The sequence below is a fragment of the uncultured Thiocystis sp. genome, from assembly GCF_903866365.1.
Classification (GTDB): domain Bacteria; phylum Pseudomonadota; class Gammaproteobacteria; order Chromatiales; family Chromatiaceae; genus Chromatium.
Window position 1 is genome coordinate 1 of the sequence record NZ_CAIPNF010000122.1, and the last position, 15,538, is coordinate 15,538.

At 62.0% G+C, this 15,538-nt stretch carries 13 protein-coding genes; 3 read left to right on the forward strand and 10 right to left on the reverse strand.

Features of this window, described 5'->3' with window-relative positions:
- Positions 1-339: 339 nt before the first annotated feature.
- Positions 340-579 (reverse strand): hypothetical protein, encoded by a 240-nt coding sequence (locus QZY07_RS07350; RefSeq protein ID WP_295401192.1) that lies wholly within the window; start codon positions 577-579, stop codon positions 340-342.
- 279 nt (positions 580-858) lie between these two features.
- Between QZY07_RS07350 and QZY07_RS07355 the strand changes: the two genes are divergently transcribed.
- The 3 genes from QZY07_RS07355 (at position 859) to QZY07_RS07365 (ending at position 5,065) form a co-directional block, all read left to right on the forward strand.
- Positions 859-2,229, forward strand: coding sequence for a glycoside hydrolase family 57 (locus tag QZY07_RS07355; protein ID WP_295401195.1), 1,371 nt, complete (start codon positions 859-861; stop codon positions 2,227-2,229).
- A 31-nt stretch (positions 2,230-2,260) separates the two neighbouring features.
- On the forward strand, positions 2,261-3,727 hold the full coding sequence (locus QZY07_RS07360; RefSeq protein ID WP_295401197.1) for a glycosyl hydrolase family 57: 1,467 nt from the start codon (positions 2,261-2,263) through the stop codon (positions 3,725-3,727).
- A 264-nt stretch (positions 3,728-3,991) separates the two neighbouring features.
- Positions 3,992-5,065 carry a DUF2333 family protein gene (locus tag QZY07_RS07365; RefSeq protein WP_295401198.1) on the forward strand — a complete coding sequence of 358 codons (1,074 nt, stop codon included), beginning with the start codon at positions 3,992-3,994 and terminating at the stop codon, positions 5,063-5,065.
- A gap of 100 nt (positions 5,066-5,165) precedes the next feature.
- On the opposite strand, the gene cysC is transcribed toward QZY07_RS07365, so the two are convergent.
- The 9 genes from cysC to QZY07_RS07410 all read right to left on the reverse strand — a co-directional run bounded on the left by cysC (position 5,166) and on the right by QZY07_RS07410 (position 15,517).
- A complete protein-coding gene (cysC, locus tag QZY07_RS07370; protein ID WP_295401200.1) occupies positions 5,166-5,852 on the reverse strand; it encodes an adenylyl-sulfate kinase in 687 nt (228 codons plus the stop codon).
- Between the two features lie 49 nt (positions 5,853-5,901).
- A complete protein-coding gene (locus QZY07_RS07375) occupies positions 5,902-7,791 on the reverse strand; it encodes a V-type ATP synthase subunit A (protein WP_295401202.1) in 1,890 nt (629 codons plus the stop codon).
- Positions 7,788-8,483: a hypothetical protein gene (locus QZY07_RS07380; protein ID WP_295401203.1), complete on the reverse strand. Its 696-nt coding sequence runs from the start codon at positions 8,481-8,483 to the stop codon at positions 7,788-7,790. The genes QZY07_RS07375 and QZY07_RS07380 overlap by 4 nt, the downstream gene beginning before the upstream one ends.
- A gap of 13 nt (positions 8,484-8,496) precedes the next feature.
- Positions 8,497-9,198: a hypothetical protein gene (locus QZY07_RS07385; RefSeq protein ID WP_295401205.1), complete on the reverse strand. Its 702-nt coding sequence runs from the start codon at positions 9,196-9,198 to the stop codon at positions 8,497-8,499.
- A 21-nt stretch (positions 9,199-9,219) separates the two neighbouring features.
- Positions 9,220-9,666 (reverse strand): ATP synthase subunit C, encoded by a 447-nt coding sequence (locus tag QZY07_RS07390; protein WP_295401207.1) that lies wholly within the window; start codon positions 9,664-9,666, stop codon positions 9,220-9,222.
- Between the two features lie 294 nt (positions 9,667-9,960).
- Positions 9,961-11,766 (reverse strand): V-type ATPase 116kDa subunit family protein, encoded by a 1,806-nt coding sequence (locus tag QZY07_RS07395; protein ID WP_295401208.1) that lies wholly within the window; start codon positions 11,764-11,766, stop codon positions 9,961-9,963.
- Complete coding sequence (locus QZY07_RS07400) at positions 11,763-12,368, reverse strand: V-type ATP synthase subunit D (RefSeq protein ID WP_295401210.1); 606 nt, start codon at positions 12,366-12,368, stop codon at positions 11,763-11,765. The genes QZY07_RS07395 and QZY07_RS07400 overlap by 4 nt, the downstream gene beginning before the upstream one ends.
- Positions 12,369-12,380: 12 nt before the next feature.
- Positions 12,381-13,292 (reverse strand): sulfotransferase, encoded by a 912-nt coding sequence (locus QZY07_RS07405; protein ID WP_295401211.1) that lies wholly within the window; start codon positions 13,290-13,292, stop codon positions 12,381-12,383.
- A 140-nt stretch (positions 13,293-13,432) separates the two neighbouring features.
- Positions 13,433-15,517 carry an EAL domain-containing protein gene (locus QZY07_RS07410; RefSeq protein ID WP_295401212.1) on the reverse strand — a complete coding sequence of 695 codons (2,085 nt, stop codon included), beginning with the start codon at positions 15,515-15,517 and terminating at the stop codon, positions 13,433-13,435.
- Positions 15,518-15,538: the final 21 nt, after the last annotated feature.

A 15,538-nucleotide genomic window follows, 5' to 3' on the forward strand; every position in this document is an offset into this window, starting at 1 on the left:
CGGACCGCCGCTCCGCCACGAGCAGCGCCCAAAGGGCGCGCTCGGGCTGCGCACCGGCCCTACGCGAATGGCTTGACGGCGTGCCGGATGCGCTCTGCATACCGCCTTCGCGGCTTCGGGACCACTGGCCCCTTCGCCCCTGCGGCGGCACGCTCGCGCCGACGCCTACCGGGGACTACCCGCCTCGCGCTTCGCGCTTCCATGGCGGGCAGCGATCGATTTCAGAACCTTCGGTAATCTACCTTAGACATGGATAGAATACACGTAATTTCAGGCAGGGAACGCGTGATCGGAACGCCAGGCGTCAGCCTGCCGGCAGGCTGAGGGTTGGATCGGGTTTTATCCCAACCACCGAACCAGATAATAGATGCGCTGGCCTTCGGACGAGGCGGATGGTCCATAAACGACGGCTGGATGCAGGTGGCGCTCGGGATCCGCGCCAGCACGGGCAATCTCTTCATCGTCCGCGAGCGTGACGCAGCCTTCCGGATAGCGAGCCCGGGTGCGCAGCGGGCTTCTGATCAGCGCGAAGCGTTCTGTCAGCGACAGGGAGTCCGGGTCGATGATGACGTGGGGCATGGGCAACTCCAGGGCCGTTGGGTGATTGGTTCAGATGGCGTTGCTGGCGCACGCGCTCAAGTCCCGGCGCGCTCCCGCATGGCAGGGCGAGCGCGTACCCCTATAAATCAATAAGTTACAGTTCATATGTATTGTGAAGCTCGCATCTTAACTGTTTGATTTTATTGATTTCAGAAAAAATTATACGCGCTCACCCTGTCCCGCATGGCACCCCGGTGTGTCTTGAGGCTGGCCTTTGGTATCCTTGACCGATCCATCACCGTCCGGGTTTCGTCAACGATGATTGCTTACCACGCACTCGTGCTCAATCTCCATCAGCCCCCCGGCAATCTCCAGGATCTTCTGGAGCACCAGACCTGGGAAGCCAAGGAGATCCTGTTCGCCCTCGATCGCATTCCGCGCAGTCTATGGGGCCAGGAGGCCCACGCCCGCGTCCATCTGTCCCTGTCCGGAACCCTGCTGGAGACCCTGTCGGATCCGGCGTTTCAACAACGGGTCTATGGCATCGTGGACTGCGGCTCGCTGCTCTGGCACTTGCAGAATCAATCGCTGTTCGAGGTGCTCGGCACCGGCTATTACCATCCGGTGCTGCCCCTGATCCCCGAGGCCGACCGCCAGGAACATCTGCGGCGCTGGCTCGGGATCGCCCATCATCTGCTCTGGCGTCCGCGCTTCCAGGGCTTCTGGCCGCCTGAGATGGGCTTCTCGATGGAACTTATCCCGCTGCTGCGTGCCTTCGGCTATCGCTATGTCCTGGTCGACAGCGAACATATCGAGCCGGTCACCGAGATGAGCTGGCAGGAAGCCCGCTATCGTCCGCACCTCGCCCGCTACGGAGACGACACGATCACCGTCATCGTGCGCGACCGCGAACTCTCGGACGCCCAGGAATCCGGCATGGATCTGGACTGGTTCCTCGCCGAAGTCGCCGAGCGCACCAAATGGTGCGATTTCCCGCCGCTGGTGACGACCTGCACCGATGGCGAGAACGGCGGCTGGTTCCGCAATGTGACCGAAGGGGCCAATTTCTGGAGCGTCTTCTATCGGCCGCTGCTGGAACGGGTAGCCGCCGGCGAGTCGGAGGTCGTGCCCACCTTTATCAGCGACTATCTCAACACTCATGGCGCGCATGGCGAGGTGCGGGTGCGCACCGGCGCCTGGAATACCGGCTGGCACCACGGACGCGATTTCACCCAATGGACGGGGTCGGAGCGCCAGCGGCGGGCCTTGGCCGATTTTGCCCTGGTCAGCCGTTCGGTCCATGATGCCCGCTGGTTTGCCGGCGAGCGCGGTCTCACCGAAGGCCCGCATGCCGAGGCCATCGCCGCCGCGCTGGGATCCCTGCTGCGGGCCGAGACAAGCTGCAACCTCTACTGGGGCGAGGACTGGGTGCCGCGCGCCGAGGCCGATCTGACGGCCAGTCGCGCGGCGCTGGCGCAAATCGGCATCGTGGTCGGGTCAACGCCCGAAGACACCGCGCCGGTCGCTGCGGAACCGCTCGCCGACGCCGCGCCGGTCAGCGAATCTCCGGTCGTGCCGGAAACGTCCGTCGACGCTGGGGTCGCTGTGGTCGCAATCACGCCGGAGACCTTCGACGAGCCCGCGACGCCATCTCCGGATCAGCCATCTCCGGATCAATCGTCTCATTGAACACAATCTATTGCATGTTAAGGAGTTTTTCGTGAATCAACTGCCTGAATACATCGGCGATGTCCCAAACGTCTCCGGCCATGAAGCCGAGCTGGAGCAGGTCGTCGCGCGGGGGCGCGCGCGGACCCTGTTCGCTGACAGCGGTCGGATCGACTTCGGGTCCATCCGTTCCGCGACCGCCATCGCGCTGCATCAGCATCAGCCGCTGATCCCCGCCGGCGGCGGCGATCTGCGCACCGCCGCGCTGATCAGCAATCTCCAGCACATGATGCACAATCAGCACATCGGCGATAATTACAACGCGCCGGCCTTTGTCTGGTGTTACAAACGGATGGGCGAGTTCATCCCGCAACTGGTCGGGGAAGGCAAATCGCCGCGCTGTATGCTGGAATATTCCGGCACCCTGCTGCACGGTCTGCGCAAGATGGGCGAGAACCATGTCATCGACGCGCTCAAGACCATCACTTGCAACCCGGACTATAACTGGGCCGCCGAATGGCTGGGCATGCCCTGGGGCCACGCGGTGGCGCCGTCCACGCCGGTGCAGGATTATCGGCTGCATGTCAAAGCCTTCCAGCATCATTTCGCGGCCATCTTCGGCTGGGAGGCGCTGGAGCGGGTGCGCGGCTTCTCGCCCTCCGAGATGGCGCTGCCGAATCATCCCGATGTCGCCTACGAATTCGTCAAGACCCTGGTCGACTGCGGATTTCAATGGGTGCTGATTCAGGAACATTCGGTGCAGCAGGTCAGCAACGCCCGGCATCCGGAGCGCCCCCACCTCCCGCACCGGCTGGTCTGCACCAATTCAAAAGGCGAGACGGCGAGCATCATCGCGATCATCAAGACCCAGGGGTCGGACACTAAGCTGGTGGCCCAGATGCAGCCCTGGTACGAGGCGCAGGGGCTCAATCGCGTCGAGCTTGCCGGGAAATCCATCCCGCCGCTGGTCACCCAGATCGCCGATGGCGAGAACGGCGGCGTGATGATGAACGAGTTCCCCGGCAAGTTCATGGAAGTCGCCGCGCTCTCCAGTCACTCGGCGAATCCGATGATGAATGCCAGCGAATATCTGGAACATCTGTTTGCCATGGGCATCCAGGAAAGCGATTTCCCCGAGATTCAGCCGATCTTCCACGACCGCATCTGGGCGCGGATCCAGCCGGGCGATGGCCCCGAGAAGCTGGCCAAGGCGATCGCGGAACTCAAGCAGGAGGACGGACGCTTTCACATGGAAGGCGGCAGTTGGACCAATGACCTTTCCTGGGTCAAGGGCTACGACAATCTGCTCGGGCCGATGGAAGAGGCGAGTTCGCTCTTTAACGAAAAGGTGTTGCGCCCCGGCGTCTCGACCGATCATCCCAGCTACCGCAACGCGCTCTTTCATCTGATGGCCTCGCAAACCAGTTGCTATCGCTACTGGGGACAGGGCGAGTGGACCGACTACGGGCGCGAGATCTGCCGACGAGCGAGCGAGATCGTGCAGCGCGATTTCGCCTGAGCGTCAAGTGGAAATCGAGCGATTTGCCCCGATTTAGTCCATTAATACAACCCGTATCCGGAATGACCGCGTTGCGTCGGCCTCCTGACAAGCCACGGCGGACGTTACGATGCGGTTTCATCGCACTCCTCCGCCTGAAGCCTCGCCTTCAGGGGATCATGCGCACGGGATGGGGTAACCTGTTCCGTGCAATGTCGTCCTGCGAAGCTGGGCGCGGATTGAAACATCGCAAATTACCCTACTCATCATCACAAGGAGAACGCCATGGATGTTCACGCATCCCTTAAAAAACCCGCACTGACCAAGAAAGTGACCCAAGTCGTCACGCTCTACGATCCCCGCGTCTGGAAAGAGAAGGGGTTCTGGTGGACCGTCGGTCTGTTTCTGGTCACTTATCTCATCGTGGTGGCGATCCTGGGGATTGTCTGGTCCCATTCGCCCGCCAGGTTCGACGTGCGCGAACAGGCGCTGTCCTTGGTCGATAACGACGCCACCAAACTGGTGACGGGCACCGCCACGGCGGCGACCGCCATCCGTATCGCCGAGACCCTGCTGGACAAGCCGGGCGGTTATCTCACCAATGACATGACCCCGCCGGGGATCTATCTGGACAATATCCCAAACTGGGAATTCGGCGCCCTGACCGAACTGCGCGACCTCTCGGATTCGCTGCGCAATGATTTCAGTCGCGCCCAATCCCAATCGGCCGAGGATAAGGATCTCCAGGTCGCGCAGCCCCAGTTCAATTACAATTCCGACTCCTGGATCCTGCCATCGACCGAGTCGGAATATCGCAAAGGCGCGGATGCGCTGTATCGCTACTTCAACCGTCTCACTGACAATAATGCGCTGGACGGACAGTTTTTCGCGCGTTCCGACAATTTGACCGTCTATCTTCAGACCGTCGAAAAGCGTCTGGGAAGTCTGGCCCAGCGACTCTCCTATGCGGTCGGTCAGTCCCACTTGAATACGGATCTGGCCGGCGATCCCAGCGCCCGCCAGTCGAAACCGGCCCCGGAGCAAGCGAGCAACAAAACGCCCTGGTTCCAGATCGACGACATCTTTTTCGAGGCGCGCGGCTATACCTGGGCGCTGTTGCACACCCTTCAGGCGCTGGAGATCGATTTCGAGTCCGTGCTCAAGGACAAGAATGCACTGGTGTCGCTGAAGCAGATCGCCCGTGAATTACAGAACACTCAGAATCCGATCTGGAGTCCGATGATCCTCAATGGCACCGGCTTCGGGCCGATGGGCAATCACTCGCTGGTGATGGCGTCCTATATCTCGCGGGCGAATGCCGCGATTGCCGATCTGCGCGCGTTGTTGCAGCAGGGATAGAAAAAGTTCCTCGGACGACTCAAGTCGACATCGGGCGGCGCAAAGCGCCGCTCGATTCTTTTAAGCACTGGCGGGCAGTGCGAGAGATCCGTCCGGGAGTTCAGGCGCCGCTGAACGCGTCTGTCATGAACCCCCGATCGAGGATGCCCTGGACCAGAAGATAGTCGATGACCTCGTCGGCGAGACTCTCGGGAGTCTTTTCCCCCGCGCGGAGCGTGAGTTCTGGCGATAATGGCGCTTCATAAGGATCGTCGATACCCGTGAACCCCTTGATTTCCCCGGCGCGCGCCTTCTTATAAAGCCCCTTTGGATCCCGCGTTTCGCAGATTTCGATGCGGGTGTCGACAAAAACCTCTATGAATTCACCTGGTTTCATCGATTGTCGGATCATATCGCGATCTCTGCGATACGGGCTGATAAACGCCGTCAATACAATGATGCCAGCCTCTGAAAAGAGTTGCGCGACCGCACCGATGCGTCGAATGTTCTCTTCCCGATCGATGGCCGAGAAACCAAGGCCAAAGCGCCGAGCAAATTCCTCTCCATGGGTTTCCTGCAGCATTCCAGGACCGGCATTGAGCGCATGACGGACATTATCTCCGTCGAGCACCGCGCTATGGACACGATGCCCATGCAGCTTATGGTCGAGGGTATTGGCGACCGTACTCTTACCTGAGCCACTGAGTCCGGTAAACCAGATAACGCAACCCTTATGCCCATACATTGACTCGCGTTGGGAACGCGAAACCTGATGCTCGTGCCATGTAACATTCGTGTCATTTGCCATAAGTCTGTCTCGATCTCTGCCTCGTTCAAAAAAATTGTTCGGTGGTCATTTACCCCGAAGAAGAAGGCTCTAATACCGAATCGCGCCGAACCGTCGACGCTAGCGGAATCGTTTCCGCAAGTCCCGCGATTTCGCCCAGAAGACGCTTGAAATCCGGTGACTCCGGCGCAGAGTAATTGAAATTTTTAAACAGATTGGTGATGCGCGTAAAGAATTGACGCACGTCCGCCTTGTCGGCAAAGACCTGATCACGCCCGATCAGCCGGTACAACAGGTTGAAGGTCAATTGCTGGCGTTCCATCGGCACCGAGGCGTCGACCTTGTCGAAGGCGTCCTGTTGCAGATAAACCATATCCAGCAGCAGTGCCTGCTGAAAAACGACATAGTCCTCGGTCGTGATCCCTTCCTCGCCCGTCACCTGCATCATCTGCTGCACGGCGTCGCCGCGCGCGAGGAGATCCTGCATGGCGCGCACCTGTTCGTTCCAGTTCGGGTCCAGATGACGAGCATACCAGGGGGCGAGCTGTTCCAGATAGCGCGACCAGGAGATGAGCGGGTCGATGGCGGGGTAGAAGCGTTTGTAGGCGCGGTCATAGGAGAGTCCGAGGAAGCATTTGACCGTGCCCAGGGTCGATTGGGTGACGGGTTCCTCGAAATTGCCGCCGGCCGGGGAGACGCTGCCGATCATGGTCAGGCTGCCCACCGCGCCGTCGGCGCCCCGGATCACGCCGGAGCGTTCGTAGAGTCCGCGGATCGCCGAGTCCAGATAGGCAGGGAATGCCTCCTCGCCGGGGATTTCCTCCAAGCGCCCGGAGGTCTCGCGCATCGCCTGCGCCCAGCGCGAGGTGGAGTCGGCCAGCAACAGCACCTCAAAGCCCATCTGACGGTAATACTCGCCGAGCGTGATGCCGGTATAGATGGACGCCTCGCGCGAGGCGACCGGCATGGACGAGGTGTTGCAGATGATGATGGTGCGGTCCATCAGCGAGCCGCCGGTCTTGGGGTCACGCAGCTGCGGGAACTCGGTGATGGTCTCCACCACCTCGCCGGCGCGCTCGCCGCAGGCGACCACGATGACGATGTCGACGCCCGCATGTTTGGCCAGCAGATGCTGCAAGACGGTCTTGCCGGCACCGAAGGGGCCAGGAATGCAGCCGGTCCCACCGCGCGCCACCGGGAAGAAGGTGTCGATCAGACGGATGGTGGTCGTCAGCGGTTGGTCGGGATAGAGACGTTCGGCGGTGCGCGTGCGCAGCATGTGCTCGGTCAGCACCCGGCGCACCGGCCAGCGCTGGGTCAGGTCGAGCGAGGTTTCATGACCCTGACGATCGCGAATCCGCGCCACCGGGGTATCGACGGTGACGCTGCCTTCCTGAATCCAGGTCACCTCGACCTCGCCGGTCTGATCGAAGGGCACCATGATCTTGTGCGTGAACAGTCCCTCCTGCACGGTACCGAGCACCCCGCCCGCGCGCAGTCTGGCGCCGTGCCGCACGCCGGGCACGAATGACCACTTGCGGTGCATGTCCAGGGCGTCGAGGTCGATCCCGCGCGGCAGAAAAACACCGTGCTGGATCGCCAGCTTCTCCAGTGGATTCTGCAGCCCGTCGTAGATCTCGCCGAGCAGCCCCGGACCCAGGATGACCGACAGCAACTCGCCGGTCTGGCGCACCGGATCGCCGATCGACACCCCGCGGGTATCCTCGAACACCTGGATATCGGCCAGATCGCCGCGGATCCGCAGGATCTCGGATTTCAGTTCCTCGTGCCGGTCATCCAGTCCGGTCCGCTCGGGCAGGATGAACACCACCTCGTTTTTTTTCAGCGGCAGGCGCGCGCCATCCTTCCAGCCGGCCTCGATCGTCGCCAGACTCTCCTGGATGGAGACGATGCGGGCAGGACTGTCGGGTTGAGTCGGCATGGCAGATGCGGATGTCATGGTCGCGTTTCCGTGATGGGGTCGAGCGCGATCGCGGTCATTCCGGCCGCGACCAGTTCGTCAAAGCGTTGGGTCGCCGCCTCGCCGCGGTAGCCGGTCCAGCGGGCGATCAGATCCCAGCGCATGACATAGATCACGACCGCCTCGAAATCGAAGTAATGTCCGTCGCTGAGCCGTTCCAGGCGAGTCCAGGCGGCGCCGAGCAACAGCCGCTCCAGCCCGAGGCTGTCGTCCAGGGCGAGCAGACGATTGGCCTCGGGCAGCCAGGGAAAGGCGCCGTCGAGACGAAATCCGGGCTCGTGCCAGTGGCGTCGGATCTGCGCCACCCAGCGGCCAAAGCCCCAGCGGTTATCGTTCGGCGCGGCATCGCCGCGCCGGCGGCGGCGTAGCGCCGCGACCAGGGTGCGCAGTTCCAGCCGCCAGATCACGAGATCGCGGACGAAGGGATGGGCGATGGTCGGCACGAGCCGGTTGGCCCGCTCGACGGCTTGCGTGTCGCTCTGGTCCAGATCCTGCCGTGCCCAATCCTGCAGAGCGCCGAGGGTTTGCAGGCACGCGAAGTCCTCCGGATCCAGCAGGGCCAGACGCTGATTCAACCGGATGCGCGACAGGGGCGTCTGTTTGGCGCCGAAAAGCGGCCCGTGATCGGGCAGGGCGCTCAACAGCATGGCGTAGCGATGGGCGTCGGTCACGATCCTGGGCTCCTTATTTCACAGTGCCTTCGAGGATGGCGCGAAAACGCGGTTGCAGGTGCGCGAGCAGGATGGCCGCGACCTTGTCGTCGGTGAGGTCGATCTGCACGTCCTTGTCCTTGAGCGAGAGCCGGATGCCGCGCGATTCCTGATGGTCGACCGCGAAGGTGACGCCGGCGGCCAGGATGTTGCCGGCGAGCGACAGCACGAAATGCGAGAGCGAGCCTTCGCGCAGTTCCAGCGGGTCGCGCCGCAATTCCTCCGGACTGACCAGCGCCTTCGGAAGCTGGATCTCGACCGCCTGCCCGGCGTCGAGCCCGGCCTCGGCGCGACCGGTGGCGGCGACTTCCAGGATCAGGCGTTCGAGAAAGGCACCCTGTTCCATTTTCGCCGCGATCAGCCGCTTGACCTCGTCGCTGAAACGATCCGAGAGTTCTGCCTTCAGACGCAGCACGGTGTCGCGCATGGCAATCCGCAGCGCCTCCTCGCCGCCCTTTCTGAGCGTCTCCGCCTGCTGGCTCGCGGTCTCGACGATCTGCTGCGCGCGCGCCTCGGCCTCGCGCACGATTCGCGCCGCCTGTCGTTTCGCCTCGGCCTCGATGCGCTCCGCCTCCGAGCGCCCGGCCAGGACGCCCTCGTCGCGCAGCCGTTCGATCAAGGTCTCGACGCCCGAGGAGGCCAGATCCTGGGTCGCTTTTCGGTCCGGTGTCGCCATCATCTCTGCTCCCCTGTCCGGTCAGCCTGGAATATTGCCGGCCAGCACCAGCGCGAAGACGAAGGCGAAGACCGCGAAGCCCTCGACGATGGCCGCCGGCGCCAGCGACAGACCGAAGATCTCGGGCTTGGTCTTGCTGGCATGGATGGCCGAGGCGCACGCCTGACCCTGGCGAATCGCCGAGAACATCAACGCCAGACCGCAGAGGATGCCAATTCCGAACAGGGCGGGCGCATTTTCCGGGGTCACGTCGCGTTGCAGGGTGAACATGACGACGATGCCATAGATGGTTTGCGAGGACGGCATCACGGAAACGCCGAGGTAACGCCCATAGCCGGAGTCGGTATCGACCATGGCCCCGATCGCCGCCTGTCCGGCCACCGCGCAACCGATCACGCTCCCGATGGACGCCAGGGCCATGGCGCCGTACAGCCCCGCCCAACCCAGGGCAATCACGAACTCGTTCATAAAAATTTCCTCCGGTTGAAACCCCGCCCTTCAGGGCGTTCAAAATCGAGCCTGCTTTCGCCGTGTCGAGTAGAATCGCCATGTCGCAAGACCTACCGCTGGGCGAGCGGGATGTGAAGTCTGCGGAGAGGATGTGAGACCTGGGGGAGCATGGCGTCGGCTCGCAGCCGTAAAGCTCCCCACTGCGGGAGCTTTACGGCGAAAACCAAGCCATTTCCCCTGGGCAATCCTCAGCGAAACAGAAACCTCCGACCGTGAGGTCGAGAATCTCCGGGTCTTCAGCCCTGAGAGTCGTCAATCGCTTAACTCCGCTTTCTTGAAAGGCTTGAAGGGATAGCCCTCGCCGGAGAGGGCCCAGTTATAGAATTCGATGAAATTCAGCCGCAGACCGTGCACCACGCCGCTCATCAGACTGAGCGCCAGATTGAGCGCGTGCCCGACCAGCAGAATGAGCAGCGCGAGAAAGAGCCCCAGTCCGGGCAGGTCCGTCGCCACCTGTCGCGCCAGATCGTTGAAGGTGATGGCCAGCGAGGCTGAAGCCAGACCCAGCGCGAAGAGGCGCAGATAGGACAGCACATCGCCGAAAACCTGCGTGACCTTGACCAGTTGCGCCAGACCGTCGAGCCCACGGAGGGCGGCCGCCTTGAGGCTGTCCGGGCGACGCTCGCTGCCCAGGAGAAAGACGCCCGCGAGTCCGCCGATCGTCAACGCTTGGCCGGATTGGGACAGCCAGACCGGGGCCGTGTTGCCGCTGCCCAGCCAGAGCGCGAAACCGCCGATCAGGGTCGCGATCCAACCCAGGGCGGCGCGTCCGCTCGCGCGACCGCGATTGACCGCCGCCATTTCCGCGTTGGCGAGGATCAGATGCAGCACGCCGATTCCGACCGAAATCTTCATCATGCTGTCGAAATCGTTGACATCCAGCAGCTTGAGATGTCCCCACAGGCTCTCGGGCGCGGGCGAGACGCCGAAATAGCTGCCGACCAGGATCCCCCAGCCCAGCGAGGCGCCGGTCAGGGCGGCGGCCAGGAGGCGCAGTCGACGCCCCAGATCGCCACGCCCAAGCCGGCGCCAGTAGGCGGCGAGCAGCACGCCCAGCACCAGTGCGTAGCCGGCATCGGAGAGGATCAGGGCGAAAAAGGCGGTGAATGAAAAAAACAGCACCCGCGACGGATCCCAGGCGCGATAGGCCGGCATCTGATAGAAACCGACCAGATCCTCGCCGGCGGCGATCGGCGCGGGATTCTCCAGCAGGGTCGGCGGCGCGTCCTCCGGGCCGGGCGGCTCCAGGATCATGGCCAGACCCAGATCATCGGCAAGCGCGCGGACGCCCTCGGTATCGCGCTCGGCGACCCAGCCCTGGACCAGAAACAGCGCCTCGTCGTCCAGGGTTTGACTTTGCGCGAAGCGCATCCGGGCCTCGTCCTCGGCCTGTGCCAGATGACTCGACAGCAGATAGATCCAGCGGGTGAGCGCGTGCCGCTCGGCCTGGACCTCCTCGAGCTCCAGTTCGGCGGACTCCAGGCGTCGGCGCACCTCGGTCAGACTGAGCGCTCCGGTGTGGGCGCGCGGCACCGGGAGCGCGTCGCGGGGCGGTTCGTCCGGATGGATCACGACCACCCAGGATTGGCGATGGTCGCGATGCACCACCTGCCAGGGCAGATCGAGACTTGTTAATTCAGCCATCTGGCGCTGCGGCACGCGATAGAACCAGAGCTTGCGCCCCGCGAGATCGGCGGGCGAGGGCAGCGCGAAATCGCCCCAGGGTTCCAGTTCGATCAGGCGCTGGCGCAGGGCGTCGCGGCGGTCGCTGACGTCGCGCAGACGCTGCTGGTTGTCCAGCACCGTCTGGATGGTGCGGTCGATGTCGAAGGCGGGATCCGCGCGCACCTGACGGCGTTTCTCCGGCAGGTCGCGCAGATAGCGCAGCGCCTTGAGGGCCTCGACCGCGTGCGCGGGCGGGGTGCGTTCCGGCTCCGCGGGTGCCGGACCGAGCGGCAACAGATGCAGACAGCCGAGCGCCTGGAGCCGTTCCAGGACCGCGTCTTTCTCCCCGGCGAGACCGGCGAGGGTCAGTCGGTTCAGGGCGAGGATGCTCATGCCAGACCCTCGCGCAGCCGCTTGCCCTTGGCGATCTTGGAACGCACCACGGCGGTCCGCTCGGCATCGGAGAGCGCGATGCGAATCCGCTTGATGTTCGCCTGGGTGCGCGGGATCAACACCTTCTCGAACAGATTGACGCGCTGCGTGACCTTGCGCACGGCCTCTTCCAGCAGTTCGACCCGGCGTGCCTGAAGCGCCAGGCGCGCCCGCTGTTCGAGCATCCGCGACCAGACGTCCACCAGCCGGTCGACCCAGTGCGGCCGGCTCAGGAAACCGTAGTCGCGCCGTTCCAGATCCACCCCGAGCAGCAGCGGCAGCCGTGTCCCCATGATGTTTTCCTGTCCCAGACGCACCCCGCGCAGCCTCACCAGACCGTCGAGCGCGATGTCGCGGTTGGCGAGCATGGGGAGCTTTTGTCGGACCTCGTCGCGCAGGGCGAGCAGTCTGTCCTGGATCCGTTGCTGTTCGGCCAGCGCCTTGGCGCGCTCGGCCATCAGTTGCTTGCGCTTCAGATCGAGCGCGGGCAAAAACCGCTCGAAGGTCTGAAGCTGGCGCGTCTCCCGGGTCAGTGACGATTTACTCAGGCTCAGGCGGGCCATCGTGGCGCGACCTCATCGGCGATGGAAGCCATATTTCGCTTGTGCGGATTTCGTCATGAACTCGATGAAACGGACTTCTCGATTTGACAGAACGTCTTTCCATCGCGAAGCGGCATTTGGATCGAAACCGCTTCTGCGTTGGCCGGTCAGGCTCGATGGCTGGCCGGATTTCGGATCGAGCATGGATTCGGACCAGATCAGCTCAGCGAATTCACAGAGCTCGGCGATCACTTTTTCAGGGTTTGCTAGCAGATCTTCGTAATAAAAGAGTTGATAGTGATGTTGGCCGGAATGCTTTTGATGCGTCCGCGCGGCCAGGTTGTATTGCATGACGACGAACAAGAGCGCGGCCATGCGGAGCGAGGGTTCCATCCATGGATGTTGTTTGATGAATTTTCCGACTCCGCCGGGATCGTTGGTTTTCGAGGCGGCAATAGCTCTTGGATCGCGCGTGATGTGAACGATCGGCGCCTTTGGATAGCATTGACGTAAGAAATCCATCTGCGAAACATAGACTGGAAATTTCACCATGCACTTGCGGTAACCGCGAATCAGGCAGGCTTCCTCGATGATCGCCTTGAAAATTTCGCTAAGCGAGCGGTCGGTCGGCAACAGTCTTTCGTAAATATTCCGCGCCAATAAATCCGGGTCATGTTTCCGTAGCTGCATCCAGAAATTGCCTTTCAGGAAACTCGTTTTTTGTTCGTCGATCAGTGCATCGACCAGACGGGTGACGCCGCTGTTCTCTGACAGACGACCAACATGCTTCTTGAGGAAATACCGGAAATCCTTTCGCCAGAGCGAGAGGAAGTGCATTTCTCGAAAACACAAAACCGTTTCATCTTCGGCGAATACTCGAGACCACAAGGTACTGCCTGACCGCGGCAAACCAACAATAAATCGCGGTTCTACGAGTGATCTCATATTTCTCTCCTATTCGCCAGGTTTACCCGATACGGATGGGACTTGGGCCAGTGATGGCGCTTGCGCGTCAGATAGCCAGTCTGTGTGTCCATGAGCGACAGATCCACGACGAACCCGCATTCAGGTTCGATCTCAGGGATTCAGGCTTGCATTTCGAGCGTTGGCGATGGGCGTTGCAGGAAATTGCCCTGAACATAGTCGACTCCGGCGGTCCAGAGAACGGTGAGTGCGCGCGCATCCTCGACCCCGGTAACGATGCTCTTGACGTTGAATTCGCGCGCGAGGGTGGCAAGCGCGATGAGTTGCTGTTGCTTGGCTGGATCGTCCGCCAGTTCGTGGGCGAAATTCGTCTGTAACAGCACATAGTCCAGGGTCAAACCCTGGAGCAGGAGTTCGGGTCGCTCGACCGCGCCGAATCGGTTGACCGCGACGCGGCATTTGATTTTTCTGAGCGTTTCGATCAGTTTGCCAATACTTGCCAGATTGCCGACGACCAATTCCTCCTGGAACTGGAACGTCAGCCAGTTGCCGCGAACGTCGAATTCACGCAGACAATCGCAGATCCACAGAATCGTGTTGGGATTGCGAAAAGTGTCCTCGGACAGGTTGACGAATAAACTGATGTTATGTCCGGCCCGACGTTGTTCGCCGATGATCTGGATCGCCGCGCGGATGGCCCATTGGTCGATCCGTTCGATCAGTCCGGCGCGGATCGCGGGGCCAATGAAATCCTTGGCTTCATAGAGATTTTCTTCCTCGTCGAGCAGGCGAATCAGAACGCTGTAGTTCTCCTGGTTGTCTCCCATGAGACTGATGATGGGCTGATAGACGAGCTTGAGCCGATCATGCTGCAGCGCGGATTCGATCTTGCGCGTCATGGACGCATCGTTGTCCTCCGCCCCTTGCTTGGCGCGCGCGGCCAGCGATGTTCCCGATTCCAGGCCCGACGTGTGCGCTTGACCGGCGAATTCATGACCGATGCAGAGCCGATGGGCGGCATTGAGAATGTCTTCCGCGGCCGCGGCCCGATCCCTGACCAGGTAATAGCCGATCTCGCAGTCGGCTCCAGCGCGCTCCCTGGCGGCGGCGGGGCCAGGCAGGCGGGCTGTCGATTTGATGTGTTCGGCCAATGCCTTCGCTTCGAATTCGCCCAGGCTGTCGACGATCAGTCCGAAACCGTCATCGTTCACCCGCGCCAGAAAACCGCGATCAGCCACAGTGGAGGTGAGAACGGTCTCGAAATCATTGAGTTTTTTGAGGCCCTGGATGAGTCCCAGATCGTGGAACAACTGCGTGCTTTGGTTGACGCGGATATAGAAGATCGCGAATGGCCGTTTGACCATGCGTTCGCTGTCGAGATGATTGTCAATCTCGGCCAGCAGGCGCGCGAGCTCCGTTTCAGCGCTGCTGGATGGCGTCTGCGTCGTGTCGGACGTCGCCTTGGGGGCATCGTCGATGGCGCTCAGAATCAGCCGGAGACAGGGCTCGTTATCGGCTTCGGACGGCGCGGCGAGCAGCCGCGCCTGGAACTGTCTGTCATCGGACCGCCGGCAGGTCACGGCGATCTCTAATGGCTCGCCCAGCGCGGAGGCGTCGCCGCCGCGCAGTACCTCGCGGATCTGCTTTTGCTGTGCGGGAATGAAGAGATCGAGAAAGGGGGTCGCTTGCAGTTCGTCGAGGTCGGCGTAGCCGAACAGGTTGAGGTAGGCCGGATTGGCATCGAGATGCAGGCCGTCCTGGACGAAGGCGACCCCCGCGCTGGTGACCGCGATGAGTTCGCGGTCACGCTGTTCGCAGAGCCGCAGGCGTTCGTGCAGTGCGCTGGCCACCCGCCGTTTCAGCAGATCGGTAAATTCTCGCGAGACCGCGAATTTCAGGTGTTCGTTGTCGTTGCGCTGGAGCAGATCCCGCGCGCCTGCCCGTCTTGCCTTGATTAAATCGCTGGCATGACTGTCGGCTTCGCCGATCACGAGCAGCGGGATATCGCCTTCCAGTTTGCGATACGCGGCGAACAGGCCGTCAAGATCGACGTTGCGGTCATAGCCGCAACCGAGAATCATGTCGCAGGCGCGTTGCGCGATCACTTCCTCAAGGCGTTCCGCATGCGGAATCGCGACACTTTTCGCCGCGAAACCGTCCTCGCGCAAGATGCCGATCAGCCGTTCGGCTTCGGTTGTCTCGGAGGTGATGAACAGCAGGGTGGCGGTTTGGTTTTGCACGGACATCCTGAGGTGTCGGCGGAAGCG

What these genes read in the sequence shown, in the direction of transcription:
- QZY07_RS07410 (WP_295401212.1), bottom strand. Translation starts at nt 15,517, where the DNA reads ATGTCCGTGCAAAACCAAACCGCCACCCTGCTGTTCATCACCTCCGAG.
- QZY07_RS07355 (WP_295401195.1), top strand. Translation starts at nt 859, where the DNA reads ATGATTGCTTACCACGCACTCGTGCTCAATCTCCATCAGCCCCCCGGC.
- QZY07_RS07405 (WP_295401211.1), bottom strand. Translation starts at nt 13,292, where the DNA reads ATGAGATCACTCGTAGAACCGCGATTTATTGTTGGTTTGCCGCGGTCA.
- QZY07_RS07395 (WP_295401208.1), bottom strand. Translation starts at nt 11,766, where the DNA reads ATGAGCATCCTCGCCCTGAACCGACTGACCCTCGCCGGTCTCGCCGGG.
- QZY07_RS07400 (WP_295401210.1), bottom strand. Translation starts at nt 12,368, where the DNA reads ATGGCCCGCCTGAGCCTGAGTAAATCGTCACTGACCCGGGAGACGCGC.
- QZY07_RS07365 (WP_295401198.1), top strand. Translation starts at nt 3,992, where the DNA reads ATGGATGTTCACGCATCCCTTAAAAAACCCGCACTGACCAAGAAAGTG.
- QZY07_RS07350 (WP_295401192.1), bottom strand. Translation starts at nt 579, where the DNA reads ATGCCCCACGTCATCATCGACCCGGACTCCCTGTCGCTGACAGAACGC.
- QZY07_RS07385 (WP_295401205.1), bottom strand. Translation starts at nt 9,198, where the DNA reads ATGGCGACACCGGACCGAAAAGCGACCCAGGATCTGGCCTCCTCGGGC.
- QZY07_RS07375 (WP_295401202.1), bottom strand. Translation starts at nt 7,791, where the DNA reads ATGACATCCGCATCTGCCATGCCGACTCAACCCGACAGTCCTGCCCGC.
- QZY07_RS07390 (WP_295401207.1), bottom strand. Translation starts at nt 9,666, where the DNA reads ATGAACGAGTTCGTGATTGCCCTGGGTTGGGCGGGGCTGTACGGCGCC.
- cysC (WP_295401200.1), bottom strand. Translation starts at nt 5,852, where the DNA reads ATGGCAAATGACACGAATGTTACATGGCACGAGCATCAGGTTTCGCGT.